Source organism: Acinetobacter sp. Lyrl_1, assembly GCF_051948795.1.
Lineage (GTDB): Bacteria > Pseudomonadota > Gammaproteobacteria > Pseudomonadales > Moraxellaceae > Acinetobacter > Acinetobacter towneri.
The window spans coordinates 25,915-43,138 of sequence record NZ_JAYJLK010000004.1 but is presented as its reverse complement, the minus strand read 5'-3'; the positions used below and the strand labels follow the sequence as shown (position 1 = coordinate 43,138).

Sequence of the window (17,224 nt, the reverse complement as noted above, 5' to 3'; positions counted from 1 at the left end):
TCATGCCACAAAGTTTTACTATTGATGGTGCTCCGCTGGAGCTATTGGGCGTTGATGAATTAGCATTAATTCATTCAAATTATGAGCCGATGGATACATGGCTTTTGGATAAGCTATTTCCTCGTCGCAAATCATTCACGACAAATGTGGTGCCTATTGCCGAGCTTGAAACTGAATCAGACATTGCTCCATTGGTTGCCCCAAAGGTGCCAGGTAAGCCGTTTGACCGCACCACAGCAATTCAAGTAAGCCACGTACAGCCAGCTTACTTAAAACCAAAGAATCAGGTCACACCTGCAACCGCTTGGGATACCGCTTTATTGGCGCGCTTGCGTGATGCGGGCATCATCTCAACTGGTAACAATCAGTTAAGCACATCAGAGCAATACATGATTGCTCAAATTGAAACAATGAAGCGAAACCATGACTCGATTGATAATCGTAAAATCTTAATGGCTGCTGAATTGGTGACAACTGGTCGAATTGTGCTTGAGTCAGACGACTACACCAAAAACGTGGTGTCTTTTGGTCGTGAAGCTTCGCTTGCATTTACTCCAACAATCGCATGGGATCAAGCAGGTGCTACGCCTGTTGAAGACATTGAAACCATGGCACAACGCATGTTGGATGAAAATGGTGGTGATGCGACCATGATTCTTACGACTGGCAAAGTATGGTCAGCGCTGGAAAAGAATGCGGCTTTTAAAGCTAAGTTTGTTGAGCCGTATGCAGGTATTAGCGTTCCTTATCGCCCTGGTCTAAACGCCTCACGTTCTGCGAAGTTCAAAGGCTACTTGGGTGATATTGAAATTTGGACGTATGACGCAACGTACCGCCACAAAGGGCAGGTGAAACGCTTCATTCCAGTGGATTACTTTGCACTTATTTCTGACACCAATGGTTATGTGACGCAATGTAAGATCGAAAACATCCATGCAAATGGCTTGGCTTTAGAATACTTTGATCGTCAATGGTATGAAGAAGATCCAAGTGGCATCTTACTTATGACTGAATCAGCCCCACTGGTTGTGCCATCAAATAAAAATGGTATTTGTGGTGGTACTGGCTTCATCACGATTTAAGGAGTGACGCATGGCTAAATACATTGCAACGCAGTCCGTAGGGCAGTATCTACCGGGCGAAACAGTCGAGGGTCTTAGTGCAGAACGTGCTAAGGCCCTTTTAGTTATGGGTGCGATTAAAGAAGTGGAAGCTGATCAAGAGGAAACTCAAGAAAAGCCTGCACGTCGTACCCGCTCAACCGCTGAGTAAGTCTTATGTATGCAACTGAAGCAAATTTGGTTGCACGATTTGGTCAGGAAATCCAAGAACTAAAATTGATGCATGCAAATACATCAACTGCGGTTCAGGATGCCATTCAGGATGCAACGGAAGAAATTAACGGCTATATCGGTGGCCGTTATGCTTTGCCGTTGCCAAATGTGCCAAGTAATTTAGAGCGCATGGCGTGTGATATTGCACGTTATCGCCTCTATTTTCAGCAACCAACCGAGGAAGTGCGGCAGCGTTATGAGGACGCTATTTCATTTCTAAAGTTGGTGGCTAACAACAAAGCGCATTTGCAAATTCAGGATGCAGTGAGCAACCAAATCGTGGAAGACCAACCAAAGAATAAACCATCCACAATGCCAATCGGTACCAGCTATACAGGTGGCGTGTTTGGTGATTCCACTTTAGACATGATGCCTAGCATCAAGTGAGGTGTGCATGAGTGGTGTTGCGATAACGATCAATGTTGATGGCGAATCACCAATTCTTAGAATTCTGAAAAGCCTTTCTGATTTCGAACAACGTAAAAGTGAACTTTTTAATGACATAGGCAGCATCGTTGTTGATGGCATTCGTTCACGATGGGAAGGTGGAGAAGGCTTAGAAGGCAAGTGGCCGCTTTCAGTTCGTGTAATGCGTGAAGGTGGCACCACATTGCGAGACACATCTCGGTTGGTGGATTCGGTTACTTATAACGTCCTATCCAACGGTGTTGAGATTGGTACCAATGTGGTTTATGGCGCTATTCACCATTTCGGTGGTGAGATCAAGCATGAAGCCCGTTCACGCACCTTATTCTTTCGGCAAAACCAAAGAACTGGGCAAGTGGGTAATCGTTTCGTGCGTAGATCTCGCTCTAACTTTGCACAGGATGTTGTGACTAAAGCTTATAGCGTTAATGTGCCAAGACGCCCTTGGTTGGGTATCACTGAAGACGAAGAGCAAAAGATTCTCAACTCAATTGAAGGGGTAATTTTCGATGAGTAATTTCTTTGCAGTTCGTGCTGAAATTGCTGAAAAGCTAAAAGAAATTTCAGAGTTTAAGAAAGTCTATACGCCTATCAACATTGGTAGCACAACTGAGCTCTCACAAAACACTCCATGTGCTCATGTGAACTATTTGCGCATCAGAAAAGCTGATGAGGCGGGCAGGGGTAGCATTAATGCGATGAAGCAAGAATGGGACATTACCATTGTTGAGCGTCATGCAGCCTCACAGCTATCGGATGGGTCTAAGGCAATTGATAAGGCGGGTGAGTTAGTTTCAAAGGTAATACCGCTTTTAAGTGGATGGACGCCAGCTTCAAGTACACGTCCATTATCACTGGTGCGTATCAGTGAAGATTTTTCACCTACATGCGTTTATATCACGATGGTTTTTGAGTCATCGTTATTTATTTAGGAGCCTCTCATGGCGAAACAATACAAAGCCTTAAAGCCAGTAGGTCGCTTTCAAGTCGGCGATCTGGTGGGTGGTCTGTCAGATGAACAGATCAAAAAGTTAATTGCTGATGGCGTAATTCAGGAAGTGAAAACCGCAGCAGCCACAACGAAGAAAGCCACAGGGGATGCTAAATAATGAGCACTCAATATATTTCGCTACAAGGTGAGTTTTACTTAGCAAAAATCACCAACGGTGTAGCAGGCGCAATGCGTCATTTGGGTAACGTACCAGAGTTTGAATTGGAAATTGGTGCTGAGGTTTTAGAGCACGTTGAATCCATGACAGGCAAGCGTACAACCGACTTCACTATGGTTCAGACAACATCGGTTAATTTCTCAGGTCAGCTTGAAAAAGTGGATAAAGAAAACTTGAAATACATTGTTTCAGGTGAAACCACCGAAGTGACCACTGAAACCATTACTGACGCTGATATTGGCACCGTGGTAGCGGGTCAGGAAATTAAGCTTAATGGTTATAACTTGTCTACTGTGTCATTCAAAGATTCAACTGAAGGCGCAGCAAAAACACTGACCAGTGAGCAGTACACGGTTGATGCTAAGTTCGGTACGGTTGTTTTCCATGATGTGGATGAATTGGCTATGCCGATTTTGGCTACATACACCACTGGCGCTGTAACGCATACAACTTTAGCATCTGACTTTGAGACAGAATATGAGCTGTTTTTTAAAGGCATTAATACGGCTACTAATGAGCACATGGCGGTTCGTTTGTGGCGTACTAAGAAGTCACCTGAAACTACATTTCCACTGATTCACGAAGAATTAGGGCAATACTCTATTTCAGGTCAAGCGTTGTCTGATGTTTCAAAACAAAGTGACGCAGCGCTTGGGTTGTACGGTCATATCGTAACAATTCCATCGGTACAAGCACCTTAAACCAACACAGGCACAAGAAAACTCCACGACGCATAAGCGTCTTTTTTTGTGCCTGTTTTTTGAGATTGTTTGGCTTTGTATTAATTGATTTTTACAAACCCAAGTGATTTACCAACCTATTGACAAGAATCTATATTTTTTAAAGCAAAGCCGATCTTAACAAGTCGGCTTTTTTAATGCCTGTTTGTTTGTATCTGCATTCTGCATTCAGGCTCAACACGACTCAAAAGGAGTTAATTATGAATGCTAAATTTAATCCAGTAGTTAAATTGGTTGAGGTTCAAAAAGGTGAGCCGACCACCACCACTTTGCAAATAGCACTAGGATTAGGAATTCAGCACGCCAGTGTAATTAAAATTGTAAGAACATACCTGCAAGACATTCAGGAATTTGGACGAGTGAGATTTGAAAGTTCTTACGATTACGGTGGTTTAGTGAATTCTGGATTTGAAATCCGAAATTCAAACCAAGGTCGCCACACTCGATACGCTGTTTTGAGTGAGCAGCAATCATATTTTTTAATGACTTTAATGCGGAACAGTCCAAAGGTTATTGATTTCAAAAAGGCGCTTGTTAAAGCATTTTTTGAGGCTCGCACCTTATTGCAAACCGATTACTTTTCTCTTATTCGGGAGCGCGAAACATTAAGTGCAAAACTTGAATGTGAAAAAGAAATAGCAAGCGCATGCGGAAAAGGGTTATCGGTTTGGAAAAAACAACGTGATTGCTTAACCACTGCAATTGCAAACGTGGATCGGCAGATTCAACCATGCTTATTTGACTAAAAACCAACGCCACCTTCGGGTGGCTTTTTTGAGATCCTATCATGAATGATTTTTTCTTAGCAGATAATCGCACGTTTCAAATTGGCGAAATTGAAGTAAAGCAGATTCAGGTGAAGTCACTGGATCTATTCTGCAGACATGCTGAAACAGTCAAAGAATATTTGAAAGACCAAAATCATTCAGATGAAATTTTGATTGAGTTATTTAAGGCTCACACGGTTGAAGTAATTCAAACCTGCGTCATGACCACCAATTTAACAGCAGACCGTATTTTTAATGTAGCAAAAGATCAGGCTTTATTTTTGGATATGCTGCGTGCTGTATTGACTGTGAATACAGCATATTTCAAGCCTGAAAAGCCTAAACGTGGCAGCAAGTCAAGCAATGAGAAAAGCACTTGGTTTGATTCGTTCCAGTATTTAATCGAGTCTGGGCATCGTCACGATGACATTTTGAATATGTCATACGGTGCGTACTTGCAGTATATAAAAGCCGCACAAAGAAGTGAGCTTAGAAAAATGCGGTCACAGGTCAATCTAATGCGTTCAGCACAACATGCTCAAAACCGTGAGTTTAAAAAACTTATGGAAGATTTGAAGGTTGTTGATTAATTTATTTTGGTAGTGACATTTTTGGTTACTATTGCTACCCTTGGCTCGTGAAATTGTTTGTCAAACAAATGATAAAAATTTAATAAATTAAAGTTAATGATTGAAATAGAGGGTGTTATGGGTAGCTATATCGAAGAAAATTTAGCACGTGATGAGCAAATAATTGTCAAAGCTCAAGTGTCTTGGTTATCTCAATTCTGGTATCTATTCTTTGGCGGTTTGCTTGTTTTATCCGCGCTAGGATCAAAAAGCATTGTACCTGTATTGATTGGCGGTACGCTTATTGCCATAGCTGCTATTCATGTTTTAACGACTGAATTAGCATTAACCAATCGCAGAATTATTGCAAAGTCAGGCCTTATTCGCCGCAATACGATCGAGCTGAAAACAAACCGTGTTGAGAGTTTAGGGGTGGATCAAAGTATTCTTGGTCGTATTTTTAATTTTGGTTCAATTGTTGTCAAAGGTGTGGGTGGTTCTCATGCACCAATTCCATATATTGCTAGACCAATGGAATTTAGACAACAAGTTAATAACTATCTAGATGAGTTAGATGATCTAGAGAAAAAAGCATCTTAATAACTTAAACCCACTTCGGTGGGTTTTTTAATGCCTAAAATTTGAGGTCAGCATGTCAAAAAATTTAACTTTTAAACTTATCATGGACGCTGACAGCAAAGGTTTTGTTAGCGGTGTAAAACAATCTGAAAGTGTTGCAAAGTCAGTATTTGAAGCAATTAAAACCGAGTCTGATAAGTTAAGACAAAGCTCGGCAGAAGCAGCAAAAGAGATTGGAAACATCATCCCAAAAGGCACAAGTGAGTTAGCTGCAGGTTTAACTAAATCACTATCCAGTGCCACCGAGATTATTAAGGATGCAGGCGAAAACGCAAAGTCTACTGCGGGTAACTTTACGGATTTTGGCAACAAGTCACATAAGGCTTTAGACCTATTAAAAGCTGACTTAACAAGTGCTAAACAAAAACTGCAAGAGTTTTCCAATTCCAATGCGTCACCTGCAGACATTGAAGTTGCACAACGCCAAGTAGACCAACTTGAAAAAGAAGTTCAACAGGCTGACCAAGCATTTAACGACTTTCAGGCAGAAGTCGGCAGAGCGAATACTCAACTTAAAGAAACTGATTCTGCGGCTGCATCGGCTAAAAAAGGCTTAGATGGCGCTAAGTTTGCAGTTAATGCACTTGTTGGTGCTATGGCTGCATTAGGTGTTGGGCTAGGTTTGCGTGAATTAGCAGAAGCCGCTGACGCATACACTGGACTTTCTGCACGCATTCAGATTGCCACCAAAGATGGCGGTAACTTTGAATCAGCAATGGCGGGCGTGCATCAAGTCGCTTTAGCCACAAATTCAAGTCTGCAAGCGACTGGTGACTTATTCACTCGTATTGACGCAGTCGGTAAAGAAATGGGAATGACGCAGCAACAAGCGTTAGACCTAACCAAGACTGTTACGCAAGCAATTCAGATTGGTGGTGGTTCAGCCCAAGCAAGTGAGGCGGCAATTACCCAGTTTATTCAAGCTATGCAAGGCGGTGTTTTGCGTGGTGAAGAATTTAACTCAATCATGGAAAACGGCTATGGCTTAGCTGAGGCATTAGCTAAAGGCTTGGGAGTCACTACAGGTGAACTCCGAAAAATGGCTGAAAATGGAGAGCTAACTTCTGAACGTGTGGCAAAAGCACTGCAAAGCCAAGCCGCACAAGTCCAATCGACTTATGACCAATTCCCAACAACTATTGGTAATGCGCTAACCAAGATCGCAACACAGTGGCAAATCTTGATCGGCACAATGGATCAGGCAAATGGCGCTAGTGCAACTGTAGCTGAATGGCTTGTTGTGATTGCTGACAATATGGATGTAGTGGAGACCATACTCAAAGATGTTGGAGAGGGCTTTATTTGGGTGGGGGATCAACTCAAGAAGATTGATCCAGCCACAATTGAGGCACTTAAAGAAGCACTTAGTACTGCCTATGAGACTATTAAGTCAATGGCAAGCTCTTTTGGCAATGGCATTGGAATCGCTGTAGATCAACTTAATACATTACTTGGTGCAATATTTAATTTTGAAAGCGGTGTAGACACAGCAACAGATAAGACCAACGGTTTTACCAAAGCCTTGCAGTCTCTCAATGTAGTATTTGGGTTTATTGGTGATGGTTTTGATGCGATTAGCATAGTAGCCAACCTGCTTGCAGGTGTGTTTTATGATGTAGCAGCTGCATGGATTAATTTCAAATCCAAATTTACTTGGGGTGATACCAAGCAACAGCTCATTTCAGAAATGAATGAGATGGCCCAGAAAGCCCAAGATTGGTATAACAAAGCATCAAATGGAGCAACAGACTTTAAATCCAAGGGTATTGCTGCGATTGAGGAAATTAGCAAAACCCAAACTGAAAAAGATGCTGAATCGGTTGCGTCATCTAAAGCCAAGCTTGAAAAACTTTTAGCAGATCAAACCGCCGAAGCTGATGGCAGGAAAGCAACCGAGCAAGAAAAGTTAAAAGCCGTTCAGGATTACGCCGAAGCCGCCATTAAAGCCAATGGTGGTGCAATGGATGGCACCATGCAAGCCGATCTGATGACGAAAGGTTACATCGTCACAATGAATGAGGCTGGCAAGGTCAGTGTCGAAGCTTGGGATGTGGCTGCTGAGGGCGCTGAAAGAAATGCCAATATGGCAGACAAGGCGCGTAAAGCTGCAACAGCCTTGGGTTTGGATTTAGACGTTTCACTCAATCGCGTTTCAGCCAAATTCAAAGAATCAGAGGGGCAGTTAAATAACTTTACTGCTGGTCTTGAAGATTTAGGTGTCACGGGCGAAAAAGCTGGAAGTGTTACCTATGAGGCATGGCTCAAATGGTTGGAAACTGCCAAAAGCCAAGCTGAAATTGATATGGCTAAAGCCAAGCTTGAGCAGTTTGGCGAACAAGGCAAGCTATCAACTTCGCAGGTTGAACAAGGTCTGATTGCAGTTAAGCATCAAGCCCAAGGCTTACCAGGTGATATTGATCCTGTAACGGCTGCTTTTAAGCGATTAGGGATTGAGACCAAAGAGAATCTTAAGCTGTCTGCACAACAGGCATTGATGGACTACATCACTATCCGCGATAGTGGCAAGGCTTCAGCAGAAGGCATCCAAAAAGCTTATGAGAAAGCAGCACAAGCGGCTGCCTTATCAGGCGATCAAGCAGTAATTGCATCGGCAAATGCTGCAGGTGCAGGTCGTGACCTGCGCGTCGAAATTGACGAAACAGGCAAAGCCTCTGTTAAGGCGATGGATGATTTAACCGAAGCCAACCACCGCGTACGTGAATCAGCACGCCGTATTGGTGATGGTTATCGTGAGGCGGGGCAGATTGCACGTGAAGAAGCCAATGCAGCACAAATCGCATGGAATAAGGCATCTCAGGAAGCAGCTCAGAAATGGGATGCGGAAATGAAACGTCAGTCCAAAGGTTTAAGCGCGGCTATCTCAGGCTATCAATCCATGAGCAAGAACGATGTAATCTCTCAGATTAAAAGCATGGGATACAGTGAAGATCAGGCGAAGAAATTGGCAGGGTCAATCTGGTCACAAGCGATGGAAACTGACCGTGACGCCAAATTTGCTGCATACGGCAAAGGCGGTAACTTGGCGATGAATAAACTCATTGAGCAAGAGTTTAACAATGCTGCAGCGAAAGGCTTAACGACACAGCACGGTACCAACAAGATTAATGAATTACTGCGTAATCTTGATGTGAGAACTACGGGCAGCACACCAAAGGTTAATGACTATGCACCTGATATTTCTGAACCAAAAATCCGCGATCTGCAGAATGATGCACCAACCAAAAACGTGCGCTTTGAGTTTGTATCAGGCGGCAAACGCTCTGAAATGCAAGGCTCACAGGAAGATGGAGACACAATGGAAAGCATCTTGCGTGAATTTGAAATGCTGAAAAAGGCAATGTGATGAAATTAATACGCTTAGCAACATCCGAAACCGTCTCATTAGAAGACGGTTTTTTATGGTCTGACGAATTTGAATGGAAGCCAAAAGAGCAAACCGTGGAACGTGCCATTAGTGGTGCGGCCATTATTCAGGAGGGCATTAAAGTCGGTGCTCGACCTATCACTTTAACGCCCGACAGCAATCGTGGTTGGGCAAAGTTAAGTGATGTGCGCAAGCTGCAGGAATGGTCGGCTTTAAGCGAGAAATTCCGCTTGCAGTTTGAATGGCCACATGACAATCGGCAATTTGATGTGATTTTTAATCACCAAGACACAGCACTGGAAGCGGTTAGCGTGTGGGGTTCACCAGCGACTAGTTCAGATGAAATGATGCGTTTAACGTTAAGATTTTGGAGCGAATAATGGCAATTGAAACAAAAGACTTGGTGCTCTATAAATCGGAGCGATTAACTGACACAGACGATGGCGGTGGTAAGTATTCAGGTCAAGTCATCATTGATGGTCAAAGTAATAACTTGTTCAATGACGTGTCTGAAATGGATCGAACCATGGGCGACGTGTCTATGCGTAAAATCTTTCCTGCGGTGATTACTGAAGATACAGACTCATTGATGGGTGCAACGGTATTCATCTCTGAAAACCCGCAAGATCCAAACGTGTCGGCGTTATTGTTCAGCACAAAAAACTGGACAGATGAACGCCGTAGTGCCCAAAACCGAGTTGAAAATTACTTGGCCAAAGGTGGGCAGATTGCAGGCACACCATTAGATACACACTGGCAAGGCATGAAGCAGTTGCAAGTGGCGATGTTCCCGCAAGAAACCGAGTCAAGTGTGGGCGATACTATTGTTCTAGTCAGTGACGAAGGCAAGGCGCTTCAATTTGAGCAATATGTGCGTATCACTAAAGTTGAAACTCGTATTGCGATTATGGTGATTAATGGTCGAGAGGTGCAATATAAGATTGCCACTTACACCATCAATGACCCGCTTGAGCGTGATTTTGTCGGCCTGACAGCTCGGCAGTGGTACGACGGGCAGGAATCAAAAACCATCATTCGTGAATCTTTAGTGGCTGACACAGGCGAATATTGTGCATCGGTAAAATTGGCATCGGATGCGCAAGTGGGTGAGTTCACTGTGAATGCATCCAGCATGTTTGCGCAGTTGATTCCATCAGCACAGACTGAAACCCCAATTATTGATGTAAATGCGGCAGGTGAGAGCATTATTTTGGTACCAGCTAACGACGGTACCATTACCGCCAACTTTCCAACTACAGTCGGTGTGAGTCAAAACTTGTATTTAGGCTCAAGCGTGATGCCCTCAAGCATTGCGTTTACATTGTTTGGTCAGCCTGTGAGCGACCAAGGTGGCTTGCTTAAAAACAGTCAAGGCACACAAGTCGGTACGATTGATTATCAGCGTGGCTTGATTCAATGGACTTCTGCTGCAGGTGCTGGCTCGACCACCTTGGCAATTACATTTAAACCCGCTGCTGCACCAAGACAATATTTTCAAAGCTATGCTATCCCTGTGACACAGAACAACCAAAGCACCAACTGGACAGGGGTTTTAATTCCAATTCCTGCACCTGGTAGTTTGTCACTTTCGTATATGTCACAAGGCAAGTTTTATGAGCTGAAAGACGATGGATCGGGTCAGTTAAAAGGTGTTCATAGCTCCTTTGGCTCAGGCATGATTAACTATGAAACTGGCTCATTCTTGCTGACCACAGGTGCATTGCCCGATGTTGATACGCCAATTTTGGCACACTGGGGTACACCGATTGCAACTTTCGTGCGTGCGGGTTTGCCTGTAGAGAAAGCAGGCTTTGATTTTGATCTTGGGCACACGGGTATTGCTTCGGGAATAACCGTGACTTGGGTGTTAGAGGGTGAAACTAAAACTGCCTCTAGCAACTCAAAAGGCTTGTTTACAGGTGATGCAGCGGGATATATCAACTACGCATTAGGCACAGGTCGAATTATTCCGAATAAATTGCCGCAGAAAAATACGCAATTCAACATCACGTATAACTACGGTTCACAGCTCAGCCAATCTAAGTCAGCGATACCTGATGGCAATCAACAACTGATGTTTACTATTGGCACAGGCTCAAGCATTCAGCCAAGTAGTGTTGCTTTAGAGATTCCTGTGACAGATCAATTAGGTCTAAATGCGCTTACTGTGCATCTTAAGGATGACCCAATAAGCGGCAATATTGGCAATTTAATTAACGATGCGGGCGATATTCAAGGCACGATTGATTACAACACAGGTCAGTGCATTGTGACACCAACAGCTTCATACAAAACATTTAACTATGTGTATGAGGCACGATATATAGAAACTTATGCGTCTGCATAAAGGTGGCCTAAATGTCTTTTAATTTTCCAGTTACATCCCGAATTAATGGCACGACACAAGAATTTCGGGCTTATAACGAAACATCTATTTCAGTGAAATACCGCGATAGTTCTGGTGTAAACCAAAGCAGCACTATTGCTGTAGCGGATAAGTTACGACTTGACCTGTCATCAGGTTATGACGAGCAGATTTTGACAGGCTCAGCACGTTTTAGGGTGGGTGCTGATACTTTCTTAGATCGTGATGGGCAGATTTATCGCAATGTAGACCCATCAAATAACAGTGGCATTGCGTCGGGTTCGATTCAATACGGTACAGGCCTGGTTGAAATTGAGTCATGGACACCAGGCGGTGACAACACTATCCGTTTGGACTCACTCACGACAACAACCGACTTGCCACCGATGAACCAAGTCAGCTTTAGAACTCCTGTGATTCCAATACGCCCGCAGTCTTTAACTGTGGTTGTAGCATCATTAGAGCATGGTCAATTGACACTGACTACCGATGAAAATGGCGTGATTGAAACAAGTCTTGCACACGGCAAGATTAATCACATCACAGGTTTTGTGGATATTTATTTCTACGATAAAACCGAAATTACTGAAGCCAATCGTGCAGAAATTATCGCCAAAGATTGGTATGACGCTCGTATGGAGTATGAGGAAGCGAGCAAAACCTACATCAATGTACCAGTTTGGATTGATGGTTCATCGGTGCGTTATAACGCCATTGCCTACACCTACATCCCGCTTGATTCTGAAATTTTGGGGCTGTCTGCTACACGCTTGCCATTGGATGGGCGTGTGCCTATTTTCCGAGTTGGTGACATTGGTATTGTCAGCTCAAGCAAAACGCAGGAATTGCCAAGCCATATCGCAGGGCAGATTTACAACCTGAATCACCAGCGTATTTCGTGGTGTGAGCTTGAAGATAGTCAAGGTACCAAAGTGCCATTTGATATGTATGTAGTTGATTATGACTACGGCAAAGTGACGCTAAATGGTGATTTTGTTATGGGTGCTTTGGTTGCGCCACTCACTGCTAAATACCGTTATCAGGACATGGGTTTGATTCGTGATGTGCAGATCAGCGGTCAGCTAACCTTTACCAAGCCATTAACCCATAACTACGATGCAGCAGATACGATTGTTGGCTCTACATTGGTCATTGGTGATATGCAGTCGCGATATACACGTAAATTTGTGCAACAAACGTGGAATAACGCATGGGCAGATGAGCCAGAGGGTAGCGGCATTTCAGCCAACTATAACGATGCGTTATATCCAATTGCTGTGACGAATAAAGGCGCTATTCAAGAGCGATGGGCTTTGGTATTTACCAGTGCTAGCGCATTTAGAGTGATTGGTGAAACCACAGGTCAGCTATCAATTACTGGCTCAACAAGCGCAGATTTTGCACCCATAAATCCAGTAACTGGCATTCCATATTTCACGATCAAGAAAGAAGGTTGGGGCGCAGGCTGGGCCAATGGCAACGTCCTGCGATTCAATACCGTGGCCGCAAACTTCCCAGTGTGGGTAATCCGTACAGTGAAGCAATCCGAACCAACCGTCATGTCAGATCAATTCCAGATCATGCTGCGTGGTGATATTGATCGTGTGCTGTAAGTATTAATTTTAATATGACCGCTATATGCGGTCTTTTTTATGGGTTATAGAATAATGAGTTTAGTGAAACATTATATTCATACCATGCAAGGTATCCCGCAGCTATCAAATAGCTGGGGGAGTATGATTGCGTTACTAGATGCGATTTTAGTAACAGGTTTTAACTTCATACCAGTGACTTCTATCACTCGTAATGGTAACCAAGCTACTATTCATTTTGCACTCAACCATGGTTTTTTAGAGCGCCAAGTTATACGAATTACTGGCTCAACAAATGAATGGAATGGGGACTATAAGGTATTTTCAGCCACAAGTGATACTGTCACTATTTTATGTGAGGAAACGCTGCCGCTAACAGCTCAAGGCACAATTATTTGTAGTGCAGCACCGTTGGATTTTGAGATTGTATTTAAAACAGCAGAAGGCTCAACAACACCCAAAAGAGCGTATCGATCCACAGCTCCAGACTCACTTGGTTTGATGCTTTTAGTGCATGATTTTGTTGCAACTGGTGGTTCGGCCACCGGTGCCAAATTTGCCAAAGTCGGGGTTGTTTCTGAGATGTCTGACATTGACACAATCACGGGCGTGCAGATGCCATTCAACCCAAGCATCCCGAATGCCAACTGGGAATACTCGAACTCAAGCCATGGTTGGGCAAAGTGGTATTATAAGACTGCAAACCCAACCAATGGAGACCTTTTTTCTGATGTGCGAGATAGTTCAGCACCGGCAAATATTGCTGCTCCATTTTACATTGCAGGAGATGACAAGTCTTTCGCCTTACACGTTTGTCCTATCTCTAATGCCACTATTTATCTAAGCTATGGTTTTTTCCAGTTTTATGATGCTGTTATTAATTCAGATAATCAGCTTTTACTGGCTTTTGGTGTAAATAGTCGTCGCACGCAGACTAACTATTTATTGACTATGGCACGAGATAGTCTTGGTATTAATCATTACAAAGAACCAAATTCGGACTACACTGGAGACCCTACACCAAATTTAAAAGGTGTGCTTTGGTTTAATCAAAACGGGCAGGCAAATTACACTCTTTTGGGTAAGTCGTATCATTATATGCAAGACAGGTCTGGTGAGTTTTATACAATAGATTCAAGTAATGCTACTCAAGACATCCTGATTTGTGATGTCAATGGCGTAGTGCGTGGAACCGTGCCATTCATTAAGTGGCAAATAGGTTCTCCGAAAACAGAGTATGTGAAACAAATTGATAATAGTTTCAACCTGTCGGGCGTAGTTATTACAGGTGTTATCTTGATTACATCAAGAACAGCTTTATCTCTGGAGGCTATTTAAATGATTTTATCCAAGTCAAATGTAATTAAGCCACACTTGTTTGCGGAGAGAAAGATAGTGAAAGGGAAAGTCAAGATTAATGGTATTCCTTCATGCAGGCTTGTGCGGGTATATGCTGGCATAGGCGGTAGGCTTTTGGCGCAAACTCTAAGTAATAAGAACGGAGATTATGAATTTGTATTGCCGCATCAGCCAAGCTACGTGGTGGCAGCTTTTGATCATTTAAAAAATTATAACGCAGTCATTCAGGATAACGTGGTGCCAAAATGAGTAAAACATCAGTTAATGCTCGGCTTGCCATGATTCAAGCCTTTGCAAATTTTATGGATAGCGGTAGCCAAAGTGCTACCGTTATTTTTTATGAAGGCGTGCAGCCTGCTAGTCCTGCTATAGCAGCAGATTCGAATAGTGCCCTGGTGACACTCACATTCCCAGAACCTTGTATTAAAGAAACTACAGCCACCTATGTTGAATTACACCCAACTGATATAGGTACAGTTATTAAGGCTGGCACAGCCACTTGGGCGCGTATTTTTAACGGTGCGGGCGATGTGGCAGCGGATTTAACTGTTGGCACAGATATATCGCTGGCAAATACCAATTTAGTTGTGGGTGGTACGTTGTTTACCCAGTCCATCAAACTTAGACCGTAAATAGAGGTGTGCATGTGGGAATTAATAATGAAATTGATGCACATCAAATTGACCTAAATTTTACAAAGCCGCTTGAAAATGTCGATGCTCACAATGTTGTCTTGAACTTCGGTGATGAAAGTTCTGTAAATACTGCAGTCATAGATACTGTTCTGGATACTGCATTCAGCTTTGAAGTCGTTGCAGTTTTTGGAAAAGATACTGATATTGTTGGGCAGATTGATACTGTCTTAGACACCAGTTTTAGCTTTGAAATTGTTGCTGAGTTCGCTGAAAACCTGTGTACGATTGATACTGTTTTAGATACCGCATTTCAGTTTCAAATTGATGCTGTATTCGATATTAATCACATTGTCGGGGTGTCTTATGCATTTGATACCAGTTATCAAAAGGCAATCACAGCTTTAAGTGTCACGGAAATACCGTGGGCAAAACCAATTTTAAGAGTCTCAAATCAGGCTCTTTTTTATGACCAAGGCTTGGTGCTCAGTCAGCAAGCTATGGCGGGTTTTGATCGTTCTGATTCGCTTACACAAGCAGTCAGAATTGAACACGAGAAAGCTACTGGCCTGCAGACTGATGCGTATTTAGTTTGGCAAACAGGTGACAAGCGATTCATTCACCAGAGCTACTTATTTGATGAAACCTTAAAGCTGCGTATCAATCGAGTCACAGACTGGCACGAAATGATTCGTAAGCGCCGCAATATCACGTATGCGCATGAAGTGGCCCACGTCTTTGAAAAGCATTTTACCTTTGGGTGGGACAAAGGCTTAGAGATTGTCACGACTGATGATTTGGCTTGGGAAAAAGCCAAGGCGATTCATTATCGCAAGCATCCAGTTCAACCATGGCCAAAGCCTGAATTACCGCAATACGAAGGCACGGGCGATTTAAATTTTATCTGCTTATGTCATGAAGTTGATGCGCATAACATCATTTTAAACTTCGGTGCTAATGACTGTATTCCCGCAATTCCGAATCAAAACTGGTGGTATATCTTGAATAGTTTATCTGTGACACGGCTTGATAATGATGCAGAGATTTTAGTGTATGACGGTAACTATCGTACTGACCGCAGTAGCTGGGCTTGGTCGTATAGCTTAACTGTGCCGCATACTGAAATTTCAAAGCTAGAGCCAATTAACGGGCAGCCAGTGATTTTGAAAATCATGGTGAATGGGCATGAGCATCACATGCTGCTTGAGAACCGCACACGTTCACGCAGTTTTGGCAATATTACTTATACACTCACAGGTCGCAGTCAAACCGCTTTACTTGATGCGCCGTATGCGCCCTTACGCTCTTTTTTACAAGAGAATGAGCGCACATCGGTACAACTTGCTCAAGCTGAATTAGATCGTGTTTTTAGCGATACTGTACTGAATTGGCAATTGATTGATGATTTAGGCTGGATCGTAGCAAACAACAGTTTAAGTTATTCCAACCTTGCGCCAATCGCAGCCATTAAACTGATTGCAGAAAGCGGAGGTGGTTTTATTTATAGCGAAAAGGGTAGCAATACACTTTCAATTAAACCACTTTATAAAAAGACATTTTGGGATGCGTTCACGTCTAATGATTATGACCGCTTAGTGCCTGATTCACTCGTTACAAGCCAGTCCACAGACTATGAGCTTTATCCTGATTATAACGGCATCACACTGACAAACGATAAAACGGGCAAGCAAGCGCAAGTCAAACGCACAGGCACAGCAGCAGACGTGCTATTGCCCCCTGAAAACAATTCTTTGTTTGATGTGGTCAGCATGGGCGCATTCGGTAAAGCCAAACTAGCCAAGGCGGGCATGGTTGAAACACACACATTGACTATGCCGATTTCTGCAGAAGTGGGTGAGTGTGCACCTGGTGAAGTTTTTGCATTTAGTGCCGAGTGGTGGGGCATTGTTGAAAGTGTCAGCGTGTCATTCAGCCATGCAAAGGTGAACCAAACTGTCAAAGTGGAGCGTGTGAATCGTGAGTAATGCACTGCAGCGGTTGATTGATTTAATGCCTAAAGCGCCTGAATTTGTGGGGCAAATCACGCATGAGAATCATCCGAATTATAAAGTTTTAGTTGTGGATGGTTCGGGCTTGGTCATGTGTACCAGTACGACTCGCTATAACGTCGGTTCAACGGTTTTCATTTCAGATGGGGAGATCAAACGCTTGGCGGCAAGCGGTGATGTAGTACAGATTGAAGTGTAAAAATTTAAATTGAAGCAAGCGTCCGAAAGGGCGTTTTTT

The 17,224-nt window shown here is 43.2% G+C and carries 19 protein-coding genes; all 19 read left to right on the top strand.

Annotated features, from left to right (window positions below; translation table 11 throughout):
• Positions 1 to 2 precede the first annotated feature (2 nt).
• The 19 genes from VF675_RS02820 to VF675_RS02730 all read left to right on the top strand — a co-directional run bounded on the left by VF675_RS02820 (position 3) and on the right by VF675_RS02730 (position 17,185).
• Positions 3 to 1,082, top strand: a complete 1,080-nt coding sequence (locus VF675_RS02820; RefSeq protein WP_440204726.1) for a major capsid protein — start codon at positions 3 to 5, stop codon at positions 1,080 to 1,082.
• A 10-nt stretch (positions 1,083 to 1,092) separates the two neighbouring features.
• Positions 1,093 to 1,272: a hypothetical protein gene (locus VF675_RS02815; protein ID WP_180158849.1), complete on the top strand. Its 180-nt coding sequence runs from the start codon at positions 1,093 to 1,095 to the stop codon at positions 1,270 to 1,272.
• Between the two features lie 5 nt (positions 1,273 to 1,277).
• A complete protein-coding gene (locus VF675_RS02810) occupies positions 1,278 to 1,721 on the top strand; it encodes a gp436 family protein (protein ID WP_440204725.1) in 444 nt (147 codons plus the stop codon).
• 7 nt (positions 1,722 to 1,728) lie between these two features.
• Positions 1,729 to 2,277: a phage virion morphogenesis protein gene (locus VF675_RS02805; RefSeq protein WP_440204724.1), complete on the top strand. Its 549-nt coding sequence runs from the start codon at positions 1,729 to 1,731 to the stop codon at positions 2,275 to 2,277.
• Positions 2,270 to 2,692, top strand: a complete 423-nt coding sequence (locus VF675_RS02800) for a phage tail terminator protein (RefSeq protein ID WP_440204723.1) — start codon at positions 2,270 to 2,272, stop codon at positions 2,690 to 2,692. Before VF675_RS02805 ends, VF675_RS02800 begins: the two co-directional genes overlap by 8 nt.
• Positions 2,693 to 2,701: 9 nt before the next feature.
• The gene (locus VF675_RS02795) at positions 2,702 to 2,869 is read left to right on the top strand and encodes a hypothetical protein (RefSeq protein WP_440204722.1); all 168 of its coding nucleotides are present in this window, start codon (positions 2,702 to 2,704) and stop codon (positions 2,867 to 2,869) included.
• Positions 2,869 to 3,630: a hypothetical protein gene (locus VF675_RS02790; protein WP_440204721.1), complete on the top strand. Its 762-nt coding sequence runs from the start codon at positions 2,869 to 2,871 to the stop codon at positions 3,628 to 3,630. The genes VF675_RS02795 and VF675_RS02790 overlap by 1 nt, the downstream gene beginning before the upstream one ends.
• A gap of 239 nt (positions 3,631 to 3,869) precedes the next feature.
• Complete coding sequence (locus VF675_RS02785; RefSeq protein WP_180052053.1) at positions 3,870 to 4,415, top strand: Rha family transcriptional regulator; 546 nt, start codon at positions 3,870 to 3,872, stop codon at positions 4,413 to 4,415.
• Between the two features lie 41 nt (positions 4,416 to 4,456).
• Positions 4,457 to 5,026, top strand: coding sequence for a hypothetical protein (locus tag VF675_RS02780; RefSeq protein ID WP_440204720.1), 570 nt, complete (start codon positions 4,457 to 4,459; stop codon positions 5,024 to 5,026).
• Positions 5,027 to 5,143: 117 nt separating this feature from the next.
• The gene (locus tag VF675_RS02775) at positions 5,144 to 5,605 is read left to right on the top strand and encodes a PH domain-containing protein (protein ID WP_440204719.1); all 462 of its coding nucleotides are present in this window, start codon (positions 5,144 to 5,146) and stop codon (positions 5,603 to 5,605) included.
• A 52-nt stretch (positions 5,606 to 5,657) separates the two neighbouring features.
• Positions 5,658 to 9,008 carry a tape measure protein gene (locus tag VF675_RS02770; RefSeq protein ID WP_440204718.1) on the top strand — a complete coding sequence of 1,117 codons (3,351 nt, stop codon included), beginning with the start codon at positions 5,658 to 5,660 and terminating at the stop codon, positions 9,006 to 9,008.
• Positions 9,008 to 9,409: a hypothetical protein gene (locus VF675_RS02765; RefSeq protein ID WP_075315823.1), complete on the top strand. Its 402-nt coding sequence runs from the start codon at positions 9,008 to 9,010 to the stop codon at positions 9,407 to 9,409. Before VF675_RS02770 ends, VF675_RS02765 begins: the two co-directional genes overlap by 1 nt.
• On the top strand, positions 9,409 to 11,376 hold the full coding sequence (locus VF675_RS02760) for a hypothetical protein (RefSeq protein ID WP_440204717.1): 1,968 nt from the start codon (positions 9,409 to 9,411) through the stop codon (positions 11,374 to 11,376). Before VF675_RS02765 ends, VF675_RS02760 begins: the two co-directional genes overlap by 1 nt.
• Before the next feature lie 11 nt (positions 11,377 to 11,387).
• Positions 11,388 to 13,007 (top strand): hypothetical protein, encoded by a 1,620-nt coding sequence (locus VF675_RS02755; protein ID WP_440204716.1) that lies wholly within the window; start codon positions 11,388 to 11,390, stop codon positions 13,005 to 13,007.
• Positions 13,008 to 13,061: 54 nt separating this feature from the next.
• A complete protein-coding gene (locus VF675_RS02750; protein WP_440204715.1) occupies positions 13,062 to 14,324 on the top strand; it encodes a hypothetical protein in 1,263 nt (420 codons plus the stop codon).
• The gene (locus VF675_RS02745) at positions 14,325 to 14,594 is read left to right on the top strand and encodes a hypothetical protein (RefSeq protein WP_312331745.1); all 270 of its coding nucleotides are present in this window, start codon (positions 14,325 to 14,327) and stop codon (positions 14,592 to 14,594) included.
• Positions 14,591 to 14,977, top strand: coding sequence for a hypothetical protein (locus tag VF675_RS02740; protein WP_440204714.1), 387 nt, complete (start codon positions 14,591 to 14,593; stop codon positions 14,975 to 14,977). The genes VF675_RS02745 and VF675_RS02740 overlap by 4 nt, the downstream gene beginning before the upstream one ends.
• A 14-nt stretch (positions 14,978 to 14,991) precedes the next feature.
• Entirely contained in the window at positions 14,992 to 16,962 is a 1,971-nt protein-coding gene (locus VF675_RS02735; protein ID WP_440204713.1) for a hypothetical protein, read from the top strand.
• Positions 16,955 to 17,185, top strand: coding sequence for a hypothetical protein (locus VF675_RS02730; RefSeq protein ID WP_004973696.1), 231 nt, complete (start codon positions 16,955 to 16,957; stop codon positions 17,183 to 17,185). Before VF675_RS02735 ends, VF675_RS02730 begins: the two co-directional genes overlap by 8 nt.
• Positions 17,186 to 17,224: the final 39 nt, after the last annotated feature.

Coding starts and splice junctions, on each gene's coding strand:
- VF675_RS02740 (WP_440204714.1), top strand. CDS start 14,591: ATGAGTAAAACATCAGTTAATGCTCGGCTTGCCATGATTCAAGCCTTT.
- VF675_RS02770 (WP_440204718.1), top strand. CDS start 5,658: ATGTCAAAAAATTTAACTTTTAAACTTATCATGGACGCTGACAGCAAA.
- VF675_RS02750 (WP_440204715.1), top strand. CDS start 13,062: ATGAGTTTAGTGAAACATTATATTCATACCATGCAAGGTATCCCGCAG.
- VF675_RS02775 (WP_440204719.1), top strand. CDS start 5,144: ATGGGTAGCTATATCGAAGAAAATTTAGCACGTGATGAGCAAATAATT.
- VF675_RS02745 (WP_312331745.1), top strand. CDS start 14,325: ATGATTTTATCCAAGTCAAATGTAATTAAGCCACACTTGTTTGCGGAG.
- VF675_RS02810 (WP_440204725.1), top strand. CDS start 1,278: ATGTATGCAACTGAAGCAAATTTGGTTGCACGATTTGGTCAGGAAATC.
- VF675_RS02755 (WP_440204716.1), top strand. CDS start 11,388: ATGTCTTTTAATTTTCCAGTTACATCCCGAATTAATGGCACGACACAA.
- VF675_RS02795 (WP_440204722.1), top strand. CDS start 2,702: ATGGCGAAACAATACAAAGCCTTAAAGCCAGTAGGTCGCTTTCAAGTC.
- VF675_RS02800 (WP_440204723.1), top strand. CDS start 2,270: ATGAGTAATTTCTTTGCAGTTCGTGCTGAAATTGCTGAAAAGCTAAAA.
- VF675_RS02760 (WP_440204717.1), top strand. CDS start 9,409: ATGGCAATTGAAACAAAAGACTTGGTGCTCTATAAATCGGAGCGATTA.
- VF675_RS02820 (WP_440204726.1), top strand. CDS start 3: ATGCCACAAAGTTTTACTATTGATGGTGCTCCGCTGGAGCTATTGGGC.
- VF675_RS02815 (WP_180158849.1), top strand. CDS start 1,093: ATGGCTAAATACATTGCAACGCAGTCCGTAGGGCAGTATCTACCGGGC.
- VF675_RS02805 (WP_440204724.1), top strand. CDS start 1,729: ATGAGTGGTGTTGCGATAACGATCAATGTTGATGGCGAATCACCAATT.
- VF675_RS02765 (WP_075315823.1), top strand. CDS start 9,008: ATGAAATTAATACGCTTAGCAACATCCGAAACCGTCTCATTAGAAGAC.
- VF675_RS02790 (WP_440204721.1), top strand. CDS start 2,869: ATGAGCACTCAATATATTTCGCTACAAGGTGAGTTTTACTTAGCAAAA.
- VF675_RS02780 (WP_440204720.1), top strand. CDS start 4,457: ATGAATGATTTTTTCTTAGCAGATAATCGCACGTTTCAAATTGGCGAA.
- VF675_RS02785 (WP_180052053.1), top strand. CDS start 3,870: ATGAATGCTAAATTTAATCCAGTAGTTAAATTGGTTGAGGTTCAAAAA.